We start from the raw sequence: 23,634 nt of genomic DNA, 5'->3' as shown, positions 1-23,634 counted from the left end.
GGCTGGCACCTGCGGGCGAATCATTTACTTCAGGCGTTTCAGGCGCTCGGTCAGCAAGTCAAAGAAGCCTTGCGCGTCGCCGTTTTCTACCCAAAAGGCGTTCTTGGGTGCCTTCAGGCCGTCGTACCAATCGACAATCGTCTGGCCGAAAGTCGGCCCTTCACGGCTATCGACAACGACATTCACCGAACGACCGGTGAACAAGTCTGGCTTGAGCAAGTAAGCCACGACAGTCGCGTCATGCACCGGGCCACCCGGAATACCGTAGTGCTCCATATCGCCCTTGATGTACTCGTTGAGAATGTCGCCGACAATCTTGCCCGCGTTGTTGTTCAGCGCAGCGATCTGCTTCAGGCGTGCGTCACTGGTGAGTATCTTGTGGGTTACGTCCAGCGGCAGGTAAGTCAGTTTCACCCCGCTTTTCAGCACGACTTCAGCCGCTTGCGGGTCAGCAAACAGGTTGAACTCGGCAACCGGGGTGATGTTGCCGCCGTTGAAGTGCGCACCGCCCATGATCACCACTTCCTTGATGCCCTGAACGATTTCAGGCTCCTGGATCAGCGCCAGCGCGAGGTTGGTCTGCGGGCCGAGCATGGCGATCGTGATGCTGTGCGGCTTGGCTTTTTTCAGGGTATCGATCAGGTAGTTGACGGCATTGCCTTCAGCCAGCCCCTTTTTCGGTTCGTGCACGGTGACACCCGACAGGCCTTCCTTGCCATGGATGTTCTCGGCGTAAATCGGCGTGCGCATCAGCGGCTTCGGCGCACCGGCATAAACCGGCACGTCTTCGCGCCCCGCCCACTCACGAGCCAGTCGTGCGTTACGCGAGGTCTTGTCGAGGCGCACGTTGCCGGCCACGGTGGTCAGCGCGCGAATGTTCAGTTCGTCCGGCGAGGCCAGTGCGAACAGCAAGGCGACCACGTCGTCGGCACCCGGGTCGGTGTCGATGATCAGGTCGATTTTTTCCGCCGCGTGAGCGCCGGTGGCAGAGATAACGGACAAAAGCAGCAGGCTCCGGAGCAGTTGGTGCAGTTTCTGAGCATAGCGTTGCATGGCGCATTCCTTGTGCTTGTGAAATCAAAAGTTAAAAGGTGACTCCAGCGACCAGCACTATGTTGCAGTACGGCTGGCATTCGCCTGTACGAACAATCGCCCGAGCCTGTCGGCTGAGCACCTTGAATTGCTCATGACTGAGCAGATCGCGACGGCCCAGAACACCCGCTTCATTCAACTCGTCCAGCGTATTCAGCGCGGTCGGTTGCTTGTCGAAGATTTCCTTGGCCAGTGCATGGCTTTCCACCTGCATCTCGCTAAGCACGACTTTCAGGGTGCTGACGAAATCCGGGACACCGTGAGTCAGCGCAAGATCAATCAGCTCGACACCTGGCGGCACCGGCAGCCCGGCATCACCAATCACCACCATGTCGCCATGGCCCAGGGATGCGATCAGCCGCGACAATGCGACGTTGAGCAGAGGAGTCTTTTTCATGCGGGTTTAAAGGCCTGTACGTCGGATTGGGTTGGAATGGACGGTTGCGCCCCAGCGCGGGTTACCGACAGCGCCGCTGCGATCTGGCCGTAGCGAATTGCCTCGGCCTCGGATTTGCCATTGGCCAGCGCCGCCGCAAAGCCACCGACAAAAGTGTCGCCGGCGGCGGTGGTGTCGACAGCCTTCACTGCAGGTGCTGGAAAATGCTCAAAGCTTTGGCCATTGGCAAACAGCGAGCCTTGAGCACCGAGGGTAATGATGACCTTACCCGCCCCCATAGTGATCAGTTGGCTGGCGGCACTTTCTGCGCTTTCCAGCGAGTCCACCGACAACCCGCTCAGCACGGTCGCTTCGCTTTCGTTGGGGATCAGGTAGTCGATCGCGGCAAACCAGTCTGCCGGCAGTGGGCGGCTGGCCGGAGCCGGATTGAGGATCACGATTTTGCCCAATGCACGCGCACGTTTGAGCGCATGCCCCACCGTGGCATCAGGGATTTCGAGCTGGCAGATGATCACGTCGGCGGCTTGCAGCACCGCATCAAAACGGTCGATCACTGCGGGCGTCATGGCGCCGTTGGCGCCGGCGACGATGACAATCGCGTTCTGACTGTTGTCATCAACCACGATCAACGCCACACCACTGGAATCTTCGACCGTGCTCACCGCCTGGCAATCGATCTGCTCGGCCAGCAATGCATCACGCAATTGCACGCCATAGTCGTCATTGCCAACGCAACCGACCATCGCCACCTGTGCACCCAAACGTGCCGCGGCCACCGCCTGATTGGCGCCCTTGCCGCCGGAAACCGTGGCAAACGAATGACCGATCAACGTTTCACCGCCCACAGGCAGCCGCGGCGCCCGGGTCACCAGATCCATGTTCAGGCTGCCTATTACCACTACATTTGCTGGCATACATCATTACTCATCAATTCGGTTTCAGCGGTATTCGGTGAACACGCCGGACAACGGTGCGGTCGATTCGCGCAAGACAATACTCGGGGTCACGATCCGTTGATCAGTTCCCAGACTCGGCGTAGCGATCCTTCGCAGCAGTACTTCAGCCGCCATCTCGCCCAACTGCAGGATCGATTGCCCCACGGTGGTGAGTGCCGGATACACGTAGCGACTCATCTGGATATCGTCGAAACCGATCACCGACAGCTCGCTCGGCACGCGAACATTTCGCTCTGCTGCCGCACGCAGTACGCCGATGCCGATCATGTCGTTACCCGCAAAGATCGCACTCGGCGGATCGCGCTCGAGCAGAATCGCCGCTGCGTTATACCCGCCAGTACTGGTGAAATCACTTTCCAGCATGCGCTCCTGGCGGACCTCAACGCCCGCCTCTTTCAGCGCCCGGCAATATCCGGCCTGACGCATCTGCGCCACACTGGTACTGGCGGGACCACCAATAGTGGCAATGTCGCGGTGACCCAATTCCAGCAAGTGCCGGGTGGCGAGGTACGCGCCGTATTCGTGGTCGATACGCACAAGATCTGCATCGACACCGTCCAGACCCCGGTCGACGATGACCATCGGCGTTTTCACACCCGCCAGCCCTTGCGCCAGACCGCTGTCACCACCTGCGGAAGCAACGATCAAACCGTCGATGCGCTTCTCCAGCAACACACGCAAATAGCTGCGCTGCTTGTCGGGATTGTCGTCGGAGTTGCAGAGGATCACGCAGTAGCCGTTACGCTCACAGTAATCCTCGATGCCCCGCGCCAATTCCGCAAAGTACGGGTTGAGACTGTTCGGCACCAGCAGGCCAATGGTTGCAGTGGTCTTGGCCTTTAGCGAGCGGGCCACCGCGCTCGGCACATAGTCGAGGCTCTTGATCGCCGCCTCGACTTTCAGCCGCACTTCCTGACTGACCGGCCGGGTGTTGTTCACCACATGCGACACCGTCGTGTAGGAAATTCCCGCGAGGGCTGCCACGTCCTTGATTGTTGCCATGTCTTAGCCTCGGCGACTGGCGCGTTGACTGCGATAAGTGTCGAGCACCACCGCTATCACGATAACGGCGCCGGTGATGATTCGTTTGGTCGGTTCAGTCGCGCCGATCTGCGCCAGACCCGCCGCCAGTACCGAGATGATCAATACGCCGAAGAATGTGCTGATCACCGAACCGCGCCCGCCCATCAAACTGGTGCCGCCGATCACCACTGCGGCGATCACCTGCAGCTCCAGACCGGAACCGGCATTCGGGTCAGCGGCTTCCAGACGGGAAATCTGAAACAGCGCGGCGATACCGGCCAGCAGCCCCATCAGGCTGAACACCAGAATCTTGTAGGGTTTCGGATTGATCCCCGCGAGCCGCACCGCCTCTTCGTTGGTGCCAATGCCGATCAGGTAGCGACCGAACACCGTGCGGGTCAAAACTGCTTGAGCAATGATGATCACCAGCAAGGCAATGATGAACGATGGCGAGATGCCGAACGCGATCGGATTCGACAGCCAGGCGAACGAATCACCGATGTACGCGGTGCGCGATCCCGTCATCTGATACGCCAGCCCCCGAGCCATTTCCAGTACGCCCAGAGAGACGATGAACGAAGGAATCCGCCAGGCCACAGTGATCGAACCGGTAACGGTGCCGGCCAGTGCCGCCACGGCCATGCCGAGCAACGCAGACGGCAGCACGCCCCAACCCCAGCCGAGAATGGCGACGCTGACCGTCGAAGCGGCGAGCGCCAGCACCGAACCCACCGAAAGGTCGATGCCGCCGATGATCAGCACGAAGGTCATGCCGACCGCCAGCACCATCAGATCAGGAATCTGGTTGGCCAGCGTACTGAAGGTGTTATAGGACAGAAAGTGGCTGCTCAAGACCGAGAACAGCGCAATCATCGCCAGCAAGGCACCGGCCAGGCCCAGATAAGTGCCCAAGCCATAGAAGTTGCCACCACGTTTGCCGGCAGGAGATGCAGTTTTCATGGGAGATCCCTAGGCGCCGCTTCATTGAGCAGCGCATCACGTTTTTGGTAGCCGGCGAACGCGGCGGCAAGCAAGTCATCCTGGGTCCAGCTGTCGCGCTCGAAGGTGTCGATCAAGCGCCCGGCCGACAGCACGCCGATCCGGTCGCAGATCAGCATCAGCTCACGCAGGTCACTGGACACCACCACCAGCGCTTTGCCCTGGCGCGTCAGTTCGCCGAGCAGTGCATAAATGTCGAACTTGGCGCCGACGTCGATGCCACGGGTCGGTTCGTCGAACAGCAGCACCGAACAATCACGTTCCAGCCAGCGGCCAATCACGACTTTCTGCTGGTTACCACCGGACAATTCTGAAACCAGCTGTGTCGGACTCGAACTGCGGATGCGCATGGCATCGATCTGACGTTGCGCCAAAGCGATCTCGTCGCCGTTATTGACGACACCGCCACTGGAAATCTCCGGCATGTTGCCCAAAGCGATGTTGGCGCTGATCGACTGACTGAGCAGCAGGCCTTCACCTTTGCGATCCTCGGTGATCAACGCGATGCCATTGCGCACCGCATCAACCGGCGAACGTACGCTGACTATTCTGGCCGGCGAACCGAGGGCGATGGTGCCACTGTCGGCGAGGTCGGCGCCGAAGATCAAACGCAGCAATTCCGTGCGCCCTGCCCCGATCAATCCGGAAATCCCGAAGATCTCTCCGGCCCGCACTTCGAAGGAAACATCGCGGACCTTATCGGATCGGCTCAGCCCTTTGACCGTCAACGCCGGTGCGCCGATATTGCGCGCACCCATATCGATATGTTCGCCCAGTTCACGACCGACCATCAGCGTAACCAGTTGCTCGCTGTTGTAATTGGCCATCGGCTCGACACAGACCAGATTGCCGTCACGCAGCACGGCAATGCGCTGTGCCACCCGGGCAAGTTCTTCGAGGCGGTGGGAAATGTAGATGATCGAAACGCCGCGCGCCTGCAACCGGGTGATCTGCTCAAAGAGCATTTCGACTTCACGCGCCGTCAGCATCGCGGTCGGCTCATCGAGAATCAGTACATGGCAATCGCCAATCAGGTTACGGGCGATTTCGACCATCTGCTGATGCCCGATACCCAACTCGCCGACCAGCGTATCCGGATCGATAGCGTCGAGGCCGACTTGCGCCATGGCTTCGATCGCGGCTTTGCGCAACTGCTTGCGGCTGATCCAGCCACCGTTGCTTGGCAGGTTGTCGAGAAACAGGTTCTCCGCCACCGACAGGGTCGGCAACAGATTGAGTTCTTGCATGACCATGCGCACGCCCAGTTCTTCAGCCTGGGTGCGACTGCCCGGTCGATAGTCCTTGCCGTGGAATTGCATCTGGCCGGTGGTCGGGGTGACCAGTCCGCCAATGATCTTCGACAGGGTACTTTTGCCGGCACCATTTTCGCCGGTCAGCGCCAGTACTTCACCGCGCATCAGCGTCAGATCGATGCCGGTGAGCACCGGTTGCGCATAGGTCTTACCGATACCGCTGACCGAGAGGACAGCGTTCGGGGCGGAAACTGACATAAAAACTCTCCATGCGCTCGCCCGGACGGACGAGCGCCGTTGTGTCGCCAGAAGACTTACTTGGTGACCAGCTCGACCGGTGTTTCGATCACGCCGTTGGCGCCGCTGTCGACTTTCTCGCCCTTGATGATTTTCAGCGCAGTCTCGATACCGAACACAGCTTGCTTCGCAGCGAACTGGTCAGCAGTAGCCAGCACCCGGCCGTCCTTCAACATTGGCTTGATGGCATTGATGTTGTCGTAACCGACGACCTGTACCTGACCTGCTTTGCCCGCGGCACGTACTGCGGAAACGGCGCCGACGGCCATGCTGTCGTTGCCGGCCAGCAGCGCTTTGACATCCGGGTATTCACTGAGGATCGAAGCGGCAACCTTGTTGCCTTTGTCGATTTCCCAATCACCGGATTGCAGGGAGACGATCTTGATCTGCGCAGCGTCCATCGCATCCTTGAAGCCAGCGGTACGTTGCTGGGCGTTGGTCGTGGTGGACACGCCTTCAATGATGCCGACTTCGTCACCGGCCTTGAGCTGCTTGGCCAGATATTCACCGACCAGACGCGCGCCTTTGCGATTGTCCGGGCCTACGAATGGAACGCTGATATTTTTGCTTTTGACGATGGCCGGATCGAGCTGGTTGTCGATGTTGATCACGGTGATGCCGGCGTCGACGGCTTTCTTGATCACCGGCACCATGGCCTTGGAATCGGAAGGCGCGATCACCAGTGCATTGACCTTGGCCAGGATCATTTGCTCGACGATGCGGGTCTGGCCAGCCGTATCGGTTTCGTCCTTGATGCCGTTGGAGATCAGGTCGAAATCGGCGGAGTGTTCTTTCTGGTAGGCCTTGGCGCCGTCTTCCATGGTCAGGAAGAATTCGTTGGCCAGGGATTTCATGACCAGTGCGACTTTAGGTTTTTCGACAGATTCGGCGAACGCCGAGGAGACAGGTAGTGCGGCGGCTGTGGCAGCCAGCATAGCGACAGCAAGAAGACGTCCAGCGAATGGCAGCTTCATGGGTTCACTCCGATCTTATGATTATTGTGAGCAACGTTTGCGCTGGCGTAAGCTACATCGCTTTCTTCCAGGCCATACAATGCCAGGAGAGCCGCGCAAACGTTTGCGTAGACCGAACTATGCGAATCCCGCCGACATTTGTCAACAATCAGAAATCGTCATTTGTTGTAGGGCGAATCCTCCGACTCGCCCTTGCGCTGCTTATGCCGTGGTGCTGACCAAATTGCCGCTGGTGGAACTCTTGGACATTTCCTTGACCAATGCACCCGCCACTTCTGCCATCGCGGCGCTGGTTTGCGCGATCTGCCCCTGAATGGACATGACCGCCTGTGATTTCGCCTCGGGCGTCGGATAGGTTTCAGCTTGTGCCGCTGCCAGTTGCTGTTGCTGCTCCTGAAGTTGCTTCTGCAACTCCTGCATGCGCTTGAGCAGCATCTTGACGGTAACGCTCAGGTTACTGCCGCTTTCAGCCTTGCTGTCTTCTTGCGCAGCACCACCGGTTCTGACCTGGTTGCTCTCATCTTTCTCAGTGCCCAGCGCCTCGGTTGAAGCATCCGCTCCCGCCTCGCTCATTGCATTGATGGTCGCTGCGGTTTTGCCGCCGATCGTGACTGCGCCAGGATTTGAAAAACCGACCGTCAGTGACATGTGAACTCCCTAAAATTCAGTTTCCTTGAACAGCCATCGGCCCGCGCGAGGGTTTCTTTAGCAGAAAAGCCGAAACCGGCAACCCGGATCACTCGACAAAAGCAGTAGTCCCTTTCGGAGAGCCGAACGCGAAAGCGTCCATTGTTCGGAAACCCGGATAAACGATTCACCCCGCGATTTTCAAACTCATAAAATATTGATGTAAATCATCAGGTTAAACATTTCTCTGACGCAAAGTACGGCTGGTACAGATCCTGCTCCCTCCATCGCACTCCGGGCATCCAGATCGGCTTGGGGTGCATCTAGATGAACCTGCATCAGCACCGTCTCACTACTAGAGAGAAAAATAATGAAATCTGCTTTCAACACTTTGGTTCCGGGCGCTTTGGCCCTTCTCCTGCTCCTGCCCACCGCCCTCCAGGCAAAAGAAGTCGAAACCCAGACCAAGCTCGCTAACGTTGTGGTACTTGCCACTGGCGGCACTATTGCCGGTGCCGGCGCGAGCGCCGCCAACAGCGCCACCTATCAGGCGGCCAAGGTTGGCGTCGAACAATTGATCGCCGGCATTCCCGAACTGAGCAAACTGGCGAACGTGCGTGGCGAACAAGTCATGCAGATCGCCTCGGAAAGCATCACTAACGAAAACCTGCTGCAACTGGGTCGTCGCGTGGCCGAACTGGCCGACAGCAAGGACGTCGACGGCATCGTCATCACCCACGGCACCGACACCCTGGAAGAAACCGCTTACTTCCTCAATCTGGTAGAAAAAACCGACAAGCCGATCATCGTGGTCGGCTCGATGCGTCCGGGCACCGCCATGTCCGCCGATGGCATGCTCAACCTGTACAACGCCGTGGCCGTGGCCAGCAGCAAAGAAGCGCACGGCAAAGGTGTACTGGTAACCATGAATGACGAAATACAGTCCGGTCGCGACGTCAGCAAAATGATCAACATCAAGACCGAAGCGTTCAAAAGTGCCTGGGGACCACTGGGCATGGTGGTTGAAGGCAAATCCTACTGGTTCCGCTTGCCAGCCAAGCGTCACACCATGGATTCGGAATTCGACATCAAAAACATCAAGAGCCTTCCTGACGTAGAAATCGCTTATTCCTACGGCAACGTTAGCGATACTGCCTACAAGGCTCTCGCCCAATCCGGTGCCAAAGCCATCATCCATGCCGGTACTGGCAACGGCTCGGTTTCATCCCGCGTGGTGCCGACCCTGCAAGCGCTGCGCAAGGATGGCGTGCAAATCATTCGTTCCTCCCACGTCAACGCTGGCGGCTTCGTTCTGCGTAACGCCGAACAGCCGGACGATAAGTACGACTGGGTTGTCGCTCACGACCTGAACCCGCAAAAAGCCCGCATCCTGGCAATGGTCGCGCTGACCAAAACCAACGACAGCAAAGAGCTGCAACGGATGTTCTGGGAATACTGATTGACCTTCGCCTGATCGATTCTCGATCGGGCACCCCGCGCACTACTCGCCCAATAGCTGGGTAGTGCGTCGCTTACAGCGCTCTCGCACTTTTCCCACAAAAAATTCGACATGGCCTACACCAAAATCTGAAAACCGCTGTCAGAGGATTTTCTTGAATTTTAAGCAGTTGCGAAAATGCTTACAGTTAAATACTGTATGCACGTACAGCTTAATAAGGATAACCTCGTGGCCACCTCCCCTGATGCTCCTGACGCTTACGAACGCATGGGCATGCGCGTTCAGAAAATCATCAATTCCCCCACTGCCCAAAAAGCCAAAGCCGCACTGATCTTCCGTTTGCCGGACGAGCCGATGGACGAATGGGAACGCCTGCTCGAGGAAATCGACGAGAACGACAACGTCACCCTCGCCTATCGCGACGACGGTGGCGTGCAGATTTTTTGGGTTGTACCGAAGGAAGATTGATTCAATGAGTGTCCGCTGTTTTGCTTTGCTGCTTTTGTTCATCGCCATGGGTGCCCAGGCTGGCGCACCCCGCACCTTTACCGAAGCCAAGAAGGTCGCCTGGAAGCTTTATGCCCCGCAGTCCACAGAGTTTTATTGCGGGTGCAAGTACACCGGCAACAAGGTTGACCTGAAGGCTTGCGGTTATGTACCGCGCAAAAATGCCAAGCGTGCGTCACGCATTGAATGGGAACACATCGTGCCCGCCTGGCAGTTCGGTCATCAGCGTCAGTGCTGGCAGGAAGGTGGGCGCAAGAACTGCACGCGTTACGACCCAAGCTATCAGAAGGCTGAAGCCGATCTGCATAACCTGGTGCCGAGTATTGGCGAGGTCAATGGCGACCGCAGCAACTTCAGCTACGGCTGGCTGCCCGTGCAATCCGGGCAATACGGTTCGTGCTTGACCCAGGTCGACTTCAAGGCGAAGAAGGTCATGCCTCGCCCGTCGATTCGCGGCATGATCGCCCGCACCTATTTCTACATGAGCAAGCAGTACGGCTTGCGCCTGTCGAAACAGGATCGACAATTGTATGAGGCGTGGGACAAGACTTACCCTGTGCAAGACTGGGAGCGTCAGCGCAATCAGAGCGTGGCGTGCGTGATGGGGCGCGGTAATGAGTTCGTCGGGCCGGTGAACATGAAAGCCTGCGGCTGATCGACCACTTAAAAGAAAAGGCCTCGAACGTCATGTCCGAGGCCTTTTTTGTGGTTAGCTGCCCGCCTTGTTGTAGCGCCAGTAACCCATCAGATTGAGCGACTGCCGCGCGATTCCGCACTCCTTGATCAGGTATCTGCGCAGACTCATCACTGCTGCGCCTTCTCCAGCGATCCAGCCATAGAAGCCTTCACTGGCTGTCTCGGCTATCTCCCAAAGAATCTCTTTGTCGATATCGACCTCGGCCAACTCGACAGCCTGGCCGATGGATGAGGCATGAATGGCTGGAACGGCTTTCTGTACCGCCGCCACCATCAATGTACCGGCGCTGACCTGGTCCCGGATCAGCCACTGCACCGTCAGCCCGGCCCAATCGGGAACCGCCAGCATATCTTCGACACTATCGACCTCGAAAAACGCCTGCGTCAGGGGTGGCTCGGCCATAGCGGCCAACTCGTCGAGAATGCCCATGGCCGCCGGTAGCGCCGTGCCGTCGGCGACCAGCAGAAGCTGCTTGAGAGCCTGCGGCGGCTTCCATTCGAATCCTCCGGCGTCCTGCGCTGAAAAGCGGCAATCAGGGGCAAGAATCTGCATCGAATCACCCGTCTGCGCCCGAAGCGCCCAACGCGAAGCCGGTCCGGTTTCGCCGTGCAGGACGAAATCAATATCCACTTCGCCTTGTTCGGCACGCAAATGGCGAATGGTGTAGGTGCGCATGGCCGGACGTCGATCAGCAATCATTGCCTTGAAGCGAGCGTACCAACCCTCGCCCTGAGCAAGCCTGGCAGGCGAACCATCTGCCGCAGGAAAAAACAGTTTCACCCTTTGATCCGGCGCCCAGGTGGCCATTTTTTTTACAGCAGGACTGGCCAGCGTGATCCGCATCATGTGCGGGCTGAGTAAGGTTTTGCGACGCAGGATAACGTCGAACAGCTGGTAAGGATTGGCGGAGGCCATGCGGAGCTCCTTCGGAAAATCGTGACTGACTCCGTATAAGACGAGCCACATCCGAGGTCCTTTAGGTCGCTCCGCTGAAACGCAGCGTTTACGGCGCGAGCGGGTGCTCAATCACCACCGATTCAATGTTCTGCTTCTTGGCTTTCACCAGCGCCGCATCCACTTGTACTTTGCGGGCTTCAGCTTCGGCTTGCGAATTGAAAGGACCAATCAGAATTCGCGCCTTGCCACTGCTGTCCTTGATCACCGTAGGTACGAAGGCGTGTTCGATCAACCAGCCACTCAGGTCGCTGACAGCCTGTGGCGTTTCTCCACGCACTTCGAGATCCCATTGCGGCGCTGCGACCGGCGCCGGCGCCGTTACTGCAGCCGATTGTGGTTTTGCTGCGTCTGCATTCTTGCCTTCACCACACCCAGTCAATACCAGAGCCGCGACCAACCAAACCAATTTGCGCACAACGCTTTCCTCGAAATTCTCAAAGCCGCGATCTTATCATTCATAAATACTTCGCGAGGCCCGCAAAATGGGCACAAAACAACGAGATTGATGGTTGCAGCCTCTGTATAGTTACGCCCTGGGAATTAATGCGGCTTCTGCGCGTCAGAAAGAGGCACCCAAACCGTGAGACTTCGCACTAATCTATACGTACCACCGACCTCTGCACTGTCTGAATCAGGTGCCCTACAAAGCAATCAAGGAGAAGACCATGCTGATACTCACCCGCAAAGTCGGTGAAAGCATAAACATCGGTGATGACATCACTATCACCATTCTGGGCGTAAGCGGCCAACAGGTCCGCATTGGTATCAACGCTCCGAAAAACGTTGCCGTGCACCGTGAAGAGATTTACCAGCGCATTCAGGCTGGCCTGACCGCCCCGGACAAGCCACAAACTCCCTGAGCCGCCTCGCAGTCAGTAGCCAGTCCGTTTACCTCGTGGAATGACTGGCTAGAGATTCACGCGCCGTTTTGCCATCCGCTCCCCACCTCGCTGGGTACGGCGCCTGACACATCCCCCTCCCTTCACATATCCCCCTCTCGCTGCCGGATACTACCTGCCATCCCCGAAGCTGGCTGTCGGACGTTTCCGATAGAGCGAAGAGAATTCGCCTTCTAACCGAATGTCACGCCACGCGCCATGCCTGTGGCCGCCACCATCATCAGCACCAGCAACAACGCCTCGACATGACTGATTCGCGCGTACAGCTTTGCGCGCCCGGTGTCGATTGCTGCGCCGCGTGCGGACGCGATCCGCCACTTGATCAACGTGATCATCGGGGCGAGCTCGACAATCAGGATCAACACAAACAGCGTCATCTTCAGATGAAACAGTGGCTGATGAAGATAATAGTCCGCGCCTTTTTCAAAGCCGCCAAAAGCCCGCATCCCGCCTGTCACCAGCAGAATCAACGCAGAAATACCCCATAGATTATCGGCGAGCAAAACGCGCCTGGTCTCACCTGCGCCAGCAGCGAGGCGACTGAACGCCGTCCCACGCGTCAGAACCGCCCAAAAGCCCAAGGCATAAGCCAGCAGATGAATAGCCGCAAGAAACCAGTGAACCAGCATCGATACACCCCATCTGAAGAGTTGAAAATCGGCCAGTCAGTAGTAGTCGAAAAAACAGGGATTTGCCTGCGCAGAATCGCCAGGCAATCACCAAGCATCGAGAGGAAAATGAAGCGGAAAAGCCAAATCGCAGGCAAAAAAAATCCCAAGCAGCTGATGGAAGCTTGGGATTTAAAAATGCATAAACCGTGGTGGTGAACGCGGGGCGGATGTTACTTAATTCCACGGACAGTAACAACGTTTTTTTGATAACTGGCTGGTTAGTAACACTCGTAAGCTATTCAATATCTACACTTTTTCAAAGGATGCATGCGACGAGTGGCGATTTTTCAAACTCCCGACGGAATCATTTGCACCAAAAACAAAACCTGCCTTGGCGTAGGAACCCTGGGCGAAGCAGTAAAACCATGAAGGTCTACTCATGGAATTTCGAATGCCCTGAGGTTGATTGAGCGCGAAGAGGAAATGACGCGGGGCTGGCGTTACGGAGGGTTTTGCAAATCGCAGACAACAAAAAAGGGCCCACCTTTCGGTGAGCCCTTCTAGACCGCCCAGCAGAGCGGATTTTGTTTGGTAGGCGCGATTGGACTCGAACCAACGACCCCCACCATGTCAAGGTGGTGCTCTAACCAACTGAGCTACGTGCCTGCTGTGAGGCGGCATTCTACGGAATTCCGGAGGGGTGTCAACACCTTTTTTTCACCTAACCCTATGAATATGCAAAATATTTAATTTCGGGTCGTTGGCGAAGATTTTCCGGTGGCTGGCGGAGGTTTTTCAATTCGAGTAGGATCGTCGCACTCGTAAAATATATTAAACAGAGGCTGCAGGATGGCGAACACCCCTTACCCAGAGTCTTATTACGCTGCGTCGGCCAATGCCGTACCGCCCCGCCCTGCCTTGCAGGATGATGTGGAGACGGACGTCTGTGTGATCGGCGCCGGGTATACCGGATTGTCCTCTGCCCTGTTTCTGCTGGAGAACGGTTTTCGTGTGACGGTGCTCGAAGCGGCCAAAGTCGGTTTCGGCGCCTCGGGGCGCAATGGCGGACAGATCGTTAACAGTTATAGCCGTGACATTGATGTGATCGAGCGCAGCGTCGGGCCGAAGCAAGCGCAATTGCTCGGGCAGATGGCGTTTGAAGGCGGACGAATCATTCGTCAGCGCGTGGCCAAGTACAACATCCAGTGCGACTTGAAAGACGGCGGTGTGTTCGCGGCGCTGACGGCCAAGCAGATGGGCCATCTGGAATCGCAGAAGCGCCTCTGGGAGCGCTTTGGCCATACGCAGCTCGAACTGCTCGATCAACGCCGCATCCGCGAAGTGGTTGCGTGTGATCAATACATCGGCGGCATGCTCGATATGAGCGGCGGGCACATTCATCCGCTGAACCTCGCACTCGGCGAAGCGGCGGCGGTCGAGTCCCTCGGCGGCACTATCTATGAGCAATCTCCCGCCGTACGCATCGAACGCGGCGTCAGCCCGGTGGTGCATACACCGCAGGGCAAGGTCAGAGCCAAGTTCATTATCGTCGCCGGCAACGCATACCTCGGCAACCTGGTGCCGGAGCTTGCTGCCAAATCCATGCCGTGCGGCACACAAGTGATCACCACCGAGCCACTGGGTGACGAACTGGCGAAAGCGTTGTTGCCGCAGGACTACTGCGTCGAAGACTGCAATTACCTGCTCGACTACTATCGTCTGACCGGTGACAAACGTCTGATCTTCGGCGGCGGTGTTGTTTATGGCGCAAGGGATCCGGCAAACATCGAAGCGATCATTCGCCCGAAAATGCTCAAGGCCTTCCCGCAACTCAAGGACGTGAAGATTGATTACGCCTGGACCGGAAATTTCCTGCTGACCCTGTCGCGCTTGCCGCAGGTCGGGCGCCTGGGCGATAACATCTATTACTCGCAAGGTTGCAGCGGCCATGGCGTGACCTATACGCACCTGGCAGGCAAGGTGTTGGCCGAAGCGTTACGCGGCCAGGCCGAGCGCTTTGATGCGCTTGCCGATTTGCCGCATTACCCGTTCCCTGGCGGGCAACTGCTGCGCACGCCGTTTGCCGCACTGGGCGCATGGTATTACGGGCTGCGCGATAAATTCGGAATGTAAAAAAGGGCCGCTGATGCGGCCCCTTTTTATTGAACATAGAACTCAGAGCTGATCCCGAGCAATCCCGCTACGGATGCGCACAATATCCGCCAGCACCGCCAAGGCAATTTCCGCCGGCGTCTTGCTGCCGAGGTTAAGCCCGATCGGCGCATGAATCCGCGCCAACTCAGCCTCGCCCAAACCGCCAATCCGACGCAAACGCTCGAAGCGTTTCTGCGACGTCTGCAGTGAACCCATCACGCCGATGTAGAACGCTTCAGTGCGCACCGCTTCCATCATCGCCAGATCGTCGATACGCGGATCGTGAGTGAGCGCCACGACCGCCGTATCACGATGACAACCACCGTCAGCAATAAACACCGACGGCAATTGTCGTCGAATATCCACGCCATCCAGCACCACGCCTTCAAGCACCTCGTCACGCGGATCGCAGAGAATCACCTCAAAACCCAATCCAACGGCAAACTCGGCACACGCCTGTGCCACACTGGAATACCCGGCGAGCAACAAACGCTGCGCCGCGCCGACTCGAATGCGCACCCGATCAATCTCACGCTCGATCCGCGCCCCCTGCTCGCGATCAGCAAACAAAGTGCGTGCACCACTGGCCAGATCGACCTCGCGAATCAAGCGACGCTGACCCAGCAGCGCGGACTCCAATTCACGCAGATGCGCCTGCACTTCGCAGTCAGCGTCAAATTTCTCAACCAGCACATCGAGAATGCCGCCACAGGGCAGGCTGACCCGCGAGCGCGGATCGTCGCCTTCACCGTAGCGCACGACGTTGACCGCATCGAGGAACGCCCCCTCGGCAACGCGTTCGAGAAAATCCTCTTCAACGCAGCCACCCGACAGCGACCCGATCCACTGCCCACCATCGTTCACCGCCAGCAGCGAACCCGGCGCACGGGGTGCCGAGCCGTAGGTGGTCAGCACGGTGCAGAGCCAGATGCGCCGCCCCGCCACCGACCACTCCAGCGCGCGGCGCACCACTTGTAGATCGAGATGCTGCATGTCAGTGGGCCTTGTGCTCGATGGACGGCGCGTCGGCTTGCAGCTTCTGCACCTCGCTCACTGCCAACTCGGCAGACTGCCCGCCCCAGCCTTGGCGTAAGTAGTTGAGCAGATCGGTCAACTGCTCAGGATTGAGCTTATCGGCGAAGCCCGGCATCGGTTGCATGTGCTCGAAACCGGAAAACTTCTGCTCGCCAATCCCGTCCTCGATCACCCGCAACAGGTTGCGCGGATCTTCCAGGCGCAGCGTGGTGTTGCCGCGCATGGCCACCGCGATGTGCGGCTTGCCTTCGCCACCGACCGCATGGCAACCGGCGCAGACGTTCAGGTATTCCTGACGGCCGCGCTGGGCACTGGCACTGAGTTGTTCTACGGGCACTTCAACCAGCGCTTTGGCCGCCGGCGGTTGGTCGCCGAGCAGGAACGTCGCCATCGCCGCCAGATCGGTATCGCTCAGGCCTTGGGTGCTGTTATGGAACACCGGGAACATCTCGTTGAACATGGTCCCCTGCGCGCTCATGCCGTGCTTGAGGAACGTGCTCAGATCCTGCTCGTTCCAGCCGCGAGCGGCCAGATCAGTAGCGAGCAGGCTTGGCGCCAGATATCCATTGAGAATGCCGCCAGTCAGACGTTTATCCAGCTGCATCGCACCCGGCAAACCACGTGGCGTGTGGCATTCGCCACAGTGACCAAGGACTTCGACCATGTACTGGCCACGCTTCCAGGCATCGCTTTTGCCTTCGGCCGGCTCCAGTTTCAGCGCTTTGCCGTACATCATGTTCCAGCCGATCAGGCCCGGACGCACATTGAATGGAAAGCTCAGACTGGTGACAGGAGCTGCACGCTCGATCGGCTCGATGGTTTTCAGGTACGCATGGATTGCATCCGAGTCTTCACGCGGCATCAGGTGATACGAGGTGTAAGGCATCGCCGGATACAAATTGGCGCCGTCACGACGTTTGCCCTCGGTCAACGCAGCAAAGAATTCGTCATCGCTGTACAAACCGATGCCATGCTCCTTGCTCGGCGTGATGTTGGTGCCGTAGATCGTGCCGAACGGCGAGACGATCGGCAGGCCGCCGGCAAACGGCGCGCCACCTGGTGCGGTGTGGCAAGCCATGCAGTCGGCGGCGCGAGCGAGATACTCGCCGCGCTTGACCTGATCATCAGCGTGAGCAAACAACACCGGCGCAGCGAGGCCGACCGCCAGGGTCAGGCGGGTCAGAAAAAGCTTCATGCTTAACCCTCCTTGACCAGGCCGAGATCGGTCAGCACGTTGCGGGTCGCGTTGTAGTAACGCACGTACCCGGTGCAACGGCAGATGTGATGGCCGAGGCTGTCTTCGATGACTTTTTCCAACTGACTTTTGACGATTGGCTGGCGCTGCAGCTTCTCGACCAGCACGGTCGCGGCGTTGACGAAGCCCGGCGCGCAGTAGCTGCACTGGAAGGCGAACTCATCGACGAAACGCTGCTGGATCGGGTTCAGCTCAGTGACCTGGCCCGCTTCGTCACGCTTGGCGTGGGATTCGATGGTGCGGACTTTCTTGCCTTCGAAGTAATGCGCGCCGGTGATGCAGGTGCGCACTTCTTCGCTGGTGCCGTCCGGGTTGTCGACGATCACCACGCAAGCGTGGCAGATGCCCTGGCCACAGCCCAGTCGCGAACCGGTGAGGTTTTTGTATTCGTGCAGGTAATCGATCATCGGCAGGTCATCAGGGATGTCCACCGGGCCGACGGATTGACCGTTGAGGGTCAGTTGAAGCGGACGGTTAGCCATTGAGGGCCTCCTTGATGCGCGCAGCAGTGATTGGCAGATCGCGAACACGTTTACCGATGGCATGCGCCACGGCATTACCGATGGCACCGACAATCGGGATCATCACCACTTCGGCGATGCCTTTTGACGGATCGCTCGGCGACAGTGCCGGCAGAATCTCCGACGTCTGTTTCCACACCGCAACGTGGCGCGCCATCGGCAAACGGTAACGGTTGAAGTTCCAGTCACCCTCCCCCGGCCCGCCCTCGTACAGCGGCATCTCTTCCATCAAGGCGTGACCGATGCCCATGGCGATACCGCCTTCCATCTGGCCCTTGACCAGCTCTTCGACCAGCACACGACCGCACTCGACCCACGAATGGTGGTTGAGCACTTCGACTTCTGCAGAGCCTTTGTTGACCTTCAGTTCGACCAACGTGGCGACCGGGCTGTAGTAAGTCACCGCAGCGTTGTTCAACTGCACAACCGGGTAATTGATGTTCTGGCGATCCAACAGGTGGAAACCGGACGTGGTCATCAACGCTTTCTTCGCTTTCGGCGCGCCGTCACCGTATTTCACGGCAAGACCATCGAGCGGCAGACGTTCACGCACACCGTCGATGCTGTATTCGGCCTCAGCCCAGCTCCAACGGTTGAATGCGTGAACAGTGGCACCTGTCACCAGACCACGCTCGTGAGCGTGCTTGGCCAGCTCTTCGAAGCTCAGCGGCTGCATGCCGTTGGCCGTGAGTTTGCCGTCAACCCAATGCGCATCTTCGCGACGCACAACATAAGGGTTGGCTTGACCGCCGTAAGGGCCCTGACGCCAGATTTCCATGGCCGCCGGCCACAAACCGTTGTTGAACAGCACGCGCGCCGCTTCACGGGTGGCGTGGCTGAAGTAGTACGCCGAGTTGGTCGCGGAAGAAGCCGATGCCAGTTTGCCGACCCAACGCGGGTTGCGCAGCAAGTTGTCCTGCTCAGCCTGGCTCATGATGTAGGGGTTGCCGCTGGTGATCAGCTGCATTTCCTTCCATTCGGTTTCGCCGGTCTTCACTTCGTGCGCCGGACTGCCGAGGAAATCGGCGACGACCAGGGCTTGCGAGGTCGACATGCCGGTACCGATTTCGATACCGATGTGGCGCAGGGTGATGCGACCGTCAGCGGTGAATTCGATGCTGGCCATCGGCGCTTCGGAGCCGGTGCCGAAGTCTTTCTGGCAGATGGCGAAACCAACGCCGTACCAGTTATCCGGGTCTGCGGCTTCGCGTTGCTTCTTGATTGCGTCGCGGTTTTTCCAGACTTCGTGCACCGAAGCCTTGTCGAGAATCTCGTGCAGGCGCAGCGCACCCGCCGGGATCGCACCTTGAGTGTTTTTCATGCCCGAACGCAGGGCGTTCTTGCGACGCAAGTCGATGGCGTCGACACCCAGACGGTTGGCGATTTCGTCGACCATCATTTCGGTCGCTGCCATGCTTTGCAGCGTGCCATAGCCACGCATCGAACCTGCCTCGACACCACGCGAGTGGTAGGCGGTGACCTGCAGGTCGTTCTGCGGCATGTAGTAGATCGACTGCGCCGCCGTGGCGCCAACCGCCGCTACGGATGGGCTGTAGTTGACCCGACCGCCCCCGTCGACGCTCATTTCGGCGCGGAAAATCTTGAAGCTGTAGTCGTTCTTGTCCACTGCCAACTGGTAGCGGATGTCGAACGGGTGACGCTTGATGCCGCTCTGGAATTGTTCGTAGCGGTCGTTGGCCAGACGCACTGGCACGCCAGCGCCGTACAACGCGGCAAGAGCTGCGTAGTAGACGAAAATGTTGTGGTCTTTGGAACCGTAACCGACGGTGTAACCCGGGTGCATGTTCAGGTTGTCGAGGCCGAAGCGCGACGGCGCGATCATTTTCGCGGTCTCGGTCGCAGCTTCCAGTGGGCACTGGGTGGCCACCACGAAGTGCAGGGTTTTGGTTTTTGGGTCGTACCAGCCGTTGCCGTTGTCCGGCTCCATCGCGGCCGGTTCGATCGACGGGGTTTTGTAGCGCTCGTCGAACACCAGCCAGTTGTCTGGCGGCGTATCGATCTCGCTCTTCATACGGTCGGCGTAGAACAGGCCGCGCTCGGTCAGGTTACCGTGCAGGTTGGGCTGGGAATTCCACACCGGACGACGGTTTTTCAGCATCGGGAACAGGATCGAATCCTTGAGGCTGGCAAACTCATCTTCATCAGCCGAGGTCGCGCCGCCGACACGTACGTAGCGGAAGCTGCCATAGGGGTCGCCTTCGTAGAACGGCACTTGGGCACCGTAACGAATCGCCTTGTCATTGAATTTGAGTTTGTTCTTGGCCTGACGAAAACGCTCAAAGTCGTTCCAGATCAGGATCGCCACAGGATGACCGATGAACATCGGCACTTTGCCTTCCGGCAACAACGGGTCCGGAGCATGTTCTTCCGGGAAGACGATGCCGTCCTTGTCCAGATCAGCGGCGGTGACGATGCGGTCAGGCTGCAAGTCAGCGCCAAGCCACGACAGGTCGTAGCCGTCGTAGATGCGGTCGGCCTTGATGGTTTTCAGCAGCATGGCATGGCCTTGCTGCTCAGGCCAGCCCGGCATGTCCTTGGAGCGGATGTCGCGGGCGAAAACTTTGCTGCCGCAGACTTTGGACAATGCGTCGTTACGCTGACGCGCCTTGCCGTTGTTGCCGAGCCATTTCTCGGACGGCACGGTGACGCTGTTTTCCATCAAGGCAGCCAGCGCTTGGGTGCTGAGCGGCGTGAGCGTGACGCTCACACCCGCCACCAGCCCGCCCTGGAGGAACGAGCGCCGGGATATATCACGGTTGGACATGGATCATCCTCTGGGCGGTTATGTGTCCGCCCTTCTGGTTATCTACTGGGGAATCTCGAGTCTTGCAGAAGCCCTTTCTGGCGAAACAAAGGGCGTGTTGACAGTGCAAAGCTGACCGAAAGGTTAACTTTAAAGGTTTCTGCGCTCGCAGCAAACAACCAGTTACAAAAATTTGACTGAAGAATCAAAAAATCAATGCGACGTGGCACCGCATCTAGACCGCAGAGATGACTGGGTATGCCCGTGTGGGAGCGAGCTTGCTCGCGAAAGCGTTGTTCCAGTCGATGCAAATTTTGAATGTGCCGACGCCTTCGCGAGCAAGCTCGCTCCCACAGGGATTTGTGTAGGGCACCGGATGGAGGGGATAGAAGAGAAAAGCGGAAAGCCAAATTTCAGACACAAAAAACCCCGGTCTTTCGACCAGGGTCTTTGCTATCGATTCCGAAACAACCGATGGCTGCTTTCGGTGCTTCAAGGCGTTCAGTGGTCCTTGGAGCAGATATGGCGCAGCGGACGGGACTCGAACCCGCGACCCCCGGCGTGACAGGCCGGTATTCTAACCGACTGAACTACCGCTGCGTATCGCTTTGAGCTTGCGCTCAAGTAACTCGTTTTGATTGAAAGCTTCGGTGCTCTTCAATCGCAAACCAGACAACGTCTGATTTGTACAATATGGCGCAGCGGACGGGACTCGAACCCGCGACCCCCGGCGTGACAGGCCGGTATTCTAACCGACTGAACTACCGCTGCGCGTCGGTGCAGGCACTTTCAGCCTACGCTCTTGCTTACGCAAGTTTCTCGGGGAGTGGTGGGTGATGACGGGATCGAACCGCCGACATTCTGCTTGTAAGGCAGACGCTCTCCCAGCTGAGCTAATCACCCGTTTGCATCTCCGAGGCCGCGAAATTTACGCAGGTAGCGAACCTAAGTCAATAGCAGGATTGAAGTTTTTCTAAAAAAGACGAAATTGCTTCAATCCCGCCAGAACGTCTTCGCGAGCAAGCTCGCCCCCACAGGGGATTGCATTCCAAATGTCGGAGCGAGCTTGCTCGCGAAGACGGCAATCCATTCGATGCAAATTCAGGACAAGAACGAGCGCTACTCGCTGTAAATCATTTTTTTGGTCATGCCGCCATCGACGACGAATTCCTGCCCGGTGACAAACCCGGCATTCCTCGACAGCAACCAGGCAACCATCGCTGCTACGTCTTCAACCGTCCCTACCCTGCCCGCCGGATGCTGAGCATGATCGGCATCCGCCAAAGGCTCAGCACGACGCACAGATGGATCACGCGCATCAATCCAGCCCGGACTGACCGCGTTGACGCGAATCTCCGGCCCCAGACTGATTGCCAGCGCATGCGTCAGCGCCAACAACCCGCCCTTGCTCGCCGCATACGCCTCAGAGTCAGCCTCCGACTGCCGCGCACGGGTCGAGGCCAGATTGACGATCGAACCGTTGTGCGCACGCAGATACGGCGCACAGTGCTTGGCCAGCAACATCGGCCCACTTAGATTCACCGCCAGCACGCGATTCCAGTAAGCCAGATCCAGACTTTCCAGGGTGATGTTGTGCGGATCAGCGACCGCCGCGTTGCAGACCAGCGCATCGAGACGACCAAACTGCCCCAACACTTCAGCAACACCGAGCGCCACCTGCCCCTCATCCGCGACGTCCATGGCGATAAACCAGGCATTTTCGCCCAGTACCTTCGCCACTTTCGAACCACGCGCGCGATCCAGATCCGTCAGCACCACTTGCCAGCCTTCGCTGATCAGCCACGCAGCAATGCCCAGACCGATACCACGCGCAGCCCCCGTGACCAGCGCAACGCGGCCATGGGTACCTGCTGTCGGCGTAGACAACTCGATCACAGCGCCGCCAGACCGCGCGCCAGGTCGGCTTGCAGGTCGGCCACGTCTTCCAGACCGACCGCAATGCGGATCAGGCTGTCACGAATGCCCGCCGCTTCACGCTCTTGCGGCGCCAGACGGCCGTGAGAGGTGGTGCTCGGGTGCGTGATCGTGGTTTTGCTGTCGCCAAGGTTAGCGGTGATCGAAATCAGGCGAGTGGCATCGATGAAGCGCCACGCGCCCTCTTTGCCACCCTTGACCTCAAAGCTCACCACCGCACCAAAGCCTTTCTGCTGACGCTGAGCCAGCTCATGCTGCGGATGGCTCTTGAGACCGGCGTAATGCACCTTCTCGATGCCGTCCTGCTGCTCCAGCCATTCGGCCAGTTCCTGAGCATTCGCGCAGTGTGCCTTCATCCGCAGGTTCAGGGTTTCCAGCCCCTTGAGGAAGATCCACGCGTTGAACGGGCTCAGGGTCGGCCCGGCAGTGCGCAGGAAGCCGACGATTTCTTTCATCTGCTCGCTGCGACCGGCAACTACGCCACCCATGCAACGGCCCTGGCCGTCGATGAACTTGGTTGCCGAGTGCACAACGATGTCAGCGCCCATTTTCAGCGGCTGCTGCAAAGCAGGCGTACAGAAGCAGTTATCGACCACCAGCATCGCGTTCTTGGCGTGCGCAATTTCCGCCAGCTCGGTGATGTCGACCAGTTCGGCCAGCGGATTGGATGGCGATTCGACGAAGAGTAGCTTGGTATTCGACTTGATTGCCGCATCCCACCCCGAAAGGTGGGCCAGTGGCACGTAGTCGACTTCCACGCCAAAACGCTTGAAGTACTTTTCGAACAGGCTGATGGTCGAACCGAACACACTGCGCGAAACCAGCACGTGATCGCCGGCACTGCACAGGCTCATCACCACCGCCATGATCGCGGCCATGCCGGTGGCGGTCGCAACGGCCTGCTCGGCGCTTTCCAGTGCAGCAATACGCTCTTCGAACGCACGTACGGTCGGGTTGGTGTAACGCGAGTAAACGTTGCCCGGCACTTCCCCGGCAAACCGCGCGGCGGCGTCGGCGGCGGTGCGGAACACGTAGCTGGAAGTGAAGAACATCGGATCACCGTGTTCGCCTTCCGGCGTACGGTGCTGACCGGCACGTACGGCCAGGGTATCGAACGCTACGCCTTCGAGGTCGCTGTCCAGCCGACCGGCATCCCATTCCTGACTCATGCTGTCACTCCTTGCCCTGTTCACGAAAATTAAAAGTCAGATACAAAACCGGC

General features: G+C 58.4%; 22 protein-coding genes and 4 tRNA genes. 5 read left to right on the top strand and 21 right to left on the bottom strand.

Annotated elements, in window-relative coordinates:
* Window positions 1–24: 24 nt before the first annotated feature.
* The 8 genes from ACZZ0G_RS22285 to ACZZ0G_RS22250 all read right to left on the bottom strand — a co-directional run bounded on the left by ACZZ0G_RS22285 (window position 25) and on the right by ACZZ0G_RS22250 (window position 7,639).
* Complete coding sequence (locus ACZZ0G_RS22285) at window positions 25–1,053, bottom strand: nucleoside hydrolase (protein ID WP_463557538.1); 1,029 nt, start codon at window positions 1,051–1,053, stop codon at window positions 25–27.
* A 31-nt stretch (window positions 1,054–1,084) separates the two neighbouring features.
* The gene (gene rbsD / locus ACZZ0G_RS22280) at window positions 1,085–1,489 is read right to left on the bottom strand and encodes a D-ribose pyranase (protein WP_463557537.1); all 405 of its coding nucleotides are present in this window, start codon (window positions 1,487–1,489) and stop codon (window positions 1,085–1,087) included.
* Entirely contained in the window at window positions 1,486–2,403 is a 918-nt protein-coding gene (rbsK, locus tag ACZZ0G_RS22275; RefSeq protein ID WP_463557536.1) for a ribokinase, read from the bottom strand. The genes rbsD and rbsK overlap by 4 nt, the downstream gene beginning before the upstream one ends.
* 24 nt (window positions 2,404–2,427) lie before the next feature.
* The gene (locus ACZZ0G_RS22270; RefSeq protein WP_463557535.1) at window positions 2,428–3,447 is read right to left on the bottom strand and encodes a LacI family DNA-binding transcriptional regulator; all 1,020 of its coding nucleotides are present in this window, start codon (window positions 3,445–3,447) and stop codon (window positions 2,428–2,430) included.
* Window positions 3,448–3,450: 3 nt separating this feature from the next.
* A complete protein-coding gene (locus ACZZ0G_RS22265; RefSeq protein WP_095123149.1) occupies window positions 3,451–4,428 on the bottom strand; it encodes an ABC transporter permease in 978 nt (325 codons plus the stop codon).
* Complete coding sequence (locus ACZZ0G_RS22260) at window positions 4,425–5,978, bottom strand: sugar ABC transporter ATP-binding protein (RefSeq protein WP_463557534.1); 1,554 nt, start codon at window positions 5,976–5,978, stop codon at window positions 4,425–4,427. The genes ACZZ0G_RS22265 and ACZZ0G_RS22260 overlap by 4 nt, the downstream gene beginning before the upstream one ends.
* Window positions 5,979–6,034: 56 nt before the next feature.
* Window positions 6,035–6,991, bottom strand: a complete 957-nt coding sequence (locus ACZZ0G_RS22255; RefSeq protein WP_463557533.1) for a substrate-binding domain-containing protein — start codon at window positions 6,989–6,991, stop codon at window positions 6,035–6,037.
* A 201-nt stretch (window positions 6,992–7,192) separates the two neighbouring features.
* Window positions 7,193–7,639, bottom strand: a complete 447-nt coding sequence (locus tag ACZZ0G_RS22250; RefSeq protein WP_463557532.1) for a hypothetical protein — start codon at window positions 7,637–7,639, stop codon at window positions 7,193–7,195.
* Between the two features lie 349 nt (window positions 7,640–7,988).
* On the opposite strand from ACZZ0G_RS22250, the gene ACZZ0G_RS22245 reads away from it, so the two are divergent.
* The 3 genes from ACZZ0G_RS22245 to ACZZ0G_RS22235 all read left to right on the top strand — a co-directional run bounded on the left by ACZZ0G_RS22245 (window position 7,989) and on the right by ACZZ0G_RS22235 (window position 10,239).
* The gene (locus ACZZ0G_RS22245) at window positions 7,989–9,077 is read left to right on the top strand and encodes an asparaginase (RefSeq protein ID WP_093432129.1); all 1,089 of its coding nucleotides are present in this window, start codon (window positions 7,989–7,991) and stop codon (window positions 9,075–9,077) included.
* A 198-nt stretch (window positions 9,078–9,275) separates the two neighbouring features.
* On the top strand, window positions 9,276–9,545 hold the full coding sequence (locus ACZZ0G_RS22240; RefSeq protein ID WP_166219800.1) for a DUF1654 domain-containing protein: 270 nt from the start codon (window positions 9,276–9,278) through the stop codon (window positions 9,543–9,545).
* A 4-nt stretch (window positions 9,546–9,549) separates the two neighbouring features.
* The gene (locus ACZZ0G_RS22235; RefSeq protein ID WP_034152754.1) at window positions 9,550–10,239 is read left to right on the top strand and encodes an endonuclease; all 690 of its coding nucleotides are present in this window, start codon (window positions 9,550–9,552) and stop codon (window positions 10,237–10,239) included.
* Between the two features lie 54 nt (window positions 10,240–10,293).
* Here ACZZ0G_RS22235 and ACZZ0G_RS22230 read toward each other — a convergent pair whose 3' ends face one another.
* Both ACZZ0G_RS22230 and ACZZ0G_RS22225 read right to left on the bottom strand, forming a co-directional pair.
* Complete coding sequence (locus ACZZ0G_RS22230) at window positions 10,294–11,196, bottom strand: siderophore-interacting protein (protein WP_463557531.1); 903 nt, start codon at window positions 11,194–11,196, stop codon at window positions 10,294–10,296.
* 88 nt (window positions 11,197–11,284) lie between these two features.
* Window positions 11,285–11,653, bottom strand: a complete 369-nt coding sequence (locus tag ACZZ0G_RS22225; protein WP_463557530.1) for an SPOR domain-containing protein — start codon at window positions 11,651–11,653, stop codon at window positions 11,285–11,287.
* Between the two features lie 250 nt (window positions 11,654–11,903).
* Between ACZZ0G_RS22225 and csrA the strand changes: the two genes are divergently transcribed.
* Window positions 11,904–12,098, top strand: coding sequence for a carbon storage regulator CsrA (gene csrA / locus ACZZ0G_RS22220; protein WP_003179932.1), 195 nt, complete (start codon window positions 11,904–11,906; stop codon window positions 12,096–12,098).
* 212 nt (window positions 12,099–12,310) lie between these two features.
* Here csrA and ACZZ0G_RS22215 read toward each other — a convergent pair whose 3' ends face one another.
* On the bottom strand, window positions 12,311–12,766 hold the full coding sequence (locus ACZZ0G_RS22215) for a DUF2214 family protein (protein ID WP_463557529.1): 456 nt from the start codon (window positions 12,764–12,766) through the stop codon (window positions 12,311–12,313).
* A 571-nt stretch (window positions 12,767–13,337) separates the two neighbouring features.
* Window positions 13,338–13,414, bottom strand: a tRNA-Val gene (locus tag ACZZ0G_RS22210).
* Window positions 13,415–13,597: 183 nt separating this feature from the next.
* Here ACZZ0G_RS22210 and ACZZ0G_RS22205 point away from each other — a divergent pair.
* Window positions 13,598–14,881, top strand: coding sequence for an NAD(P)/FAD-dependent oxidoreductase (locus tag ACZZ0G_RS22205; protein ID WP_463557528.1), 1,284 nt, complete (start codon window positions 13,598–13,600; stop codon window positions 14,879–14,881).
* Window positions 14,882–14,923: 42 nt separating this feature from the next.
* Here ACZZ0G_RS22205 and ACZZ0G_RS22200 read toward each other — a convergent pair whose 3' ends face one another.
* The 9 genes from ACZZ0G_RS22200 to ACZZ0G_RS22160 all read right to left on the bottom strand — a co-directional run bounded on the left by ACZZ0G_RS22200 (window position 14,924) and on the right by ACZZ0G_RS22160 (window position 23,581).
* Window positions 14,924–15,895 (bottom strand): XdhC family protein, encoded by a 972-nt coding sequence (locus ACZZ0G_RS22200; RefSeq protein ID WP_463557527.1) that lies wholly within the window; start codon window positions 15,893–15,895, stop codon window positions 14,924–14,926.
* A gap of 1 nt (window position 15,896) precedes the next feature.
* Window positions 15,897–17,132, bottom strand: coding sequence for a c-type cytochrome (locus ACZZ0G_RS22195; RefSeq protein ID WP_463557526.1), 1,236 nt, complete (start codon window positions 17,130–17,132; stop codon window positions 15,897–15,899).
* Between the two features lie 2 nt (window positions 17,133–17,134).
* Window positions 17,135–17,674: a (2Fe-2S)-binding protein gene (locus ACZZ0G_RS22190; protein WP_463557525.1), complete on the bottom strand. Its 540-nt coding sequence runs from the start codon at window positions 17,672–17,674 to the stop codon at window positions 17,135–17,137.
* Complete coding sequence (locus ACZZ0G_RS22185) at window positions 17,667–20,498, bottom strand: xanthine dehydrogenase family protein molybdopterin-binding subunit (protein ID WP_463557524.1); 2,832 nt, start codon at window positions 20,496–20,498, stop codon at window positions 17,667–17,669. The genes ACZZ0G_RS22190 and ACZZ0G_RS22185 overlap by 8 nt, the downstream gene beginning before the upstream one ends.
* A 502-nt stretch (window positions 20,499–21,000) precedes the next feature.
* Window positions 21,001–21,077: transfer RNA gene (locus tag ACZZ0G_RS22180), tRNA-Asp, on the bottom strand.
* A gap of 94 nt (window positions 21,078–21,171) precedes the next feature.
* Window positions 21,172–21,248, bottom strand: a tRNA-Asp gene (locus ACZZ0G_RS22175).
* 56 nt (window positions 21,249–21,304) lie between these two features.
* Window positions 21,305–21,380 (bottom strand) — tRNA-Val (locus ACZZ0G_RS22170).
* 216 nt (window positions 21,381–21,596) lie between these two features.
* Window positions 21,597–22,373 (bottom strand): SDR family oxidoreductase, encoded by a 777-nt coding sequence (locus ACZZ0G_RS22165; protein ID WP_463387558.1) that lies wholly within the window; start codon window positions 22,371–22,373, stop codon window positions 21,597–21,599.
* Window positions 22,370–23,581 carry an O-succinylhomoserine sulfhydrylase gene (locus tag ACZZ0G_RS22160; protein ID WP_463557523.1) on the bottom strand — a complete coding sequence of 404 codons (1,212 nt, stop codon included), beginning with the start codon at window positions 23,579–23,581 and terminating at the stop codon, window positions 22,370–22,372. Before ACZZ0G_RS22160 ends, ACZZ0G_RS22165 begins: the two co-directional genes overlap by 4 nt.
* Window positions 23,582–23,634: the final 53 nt, after the last annotated feature.

The sequence above is a fragment of the Pseudomonas sp. AC169 genome (assembly GCF_979258515.1).
Note: the sequence above shows the minus strand (reverse complement) of the source record. Positions and strands in the feature narration are given on the sequence as shown.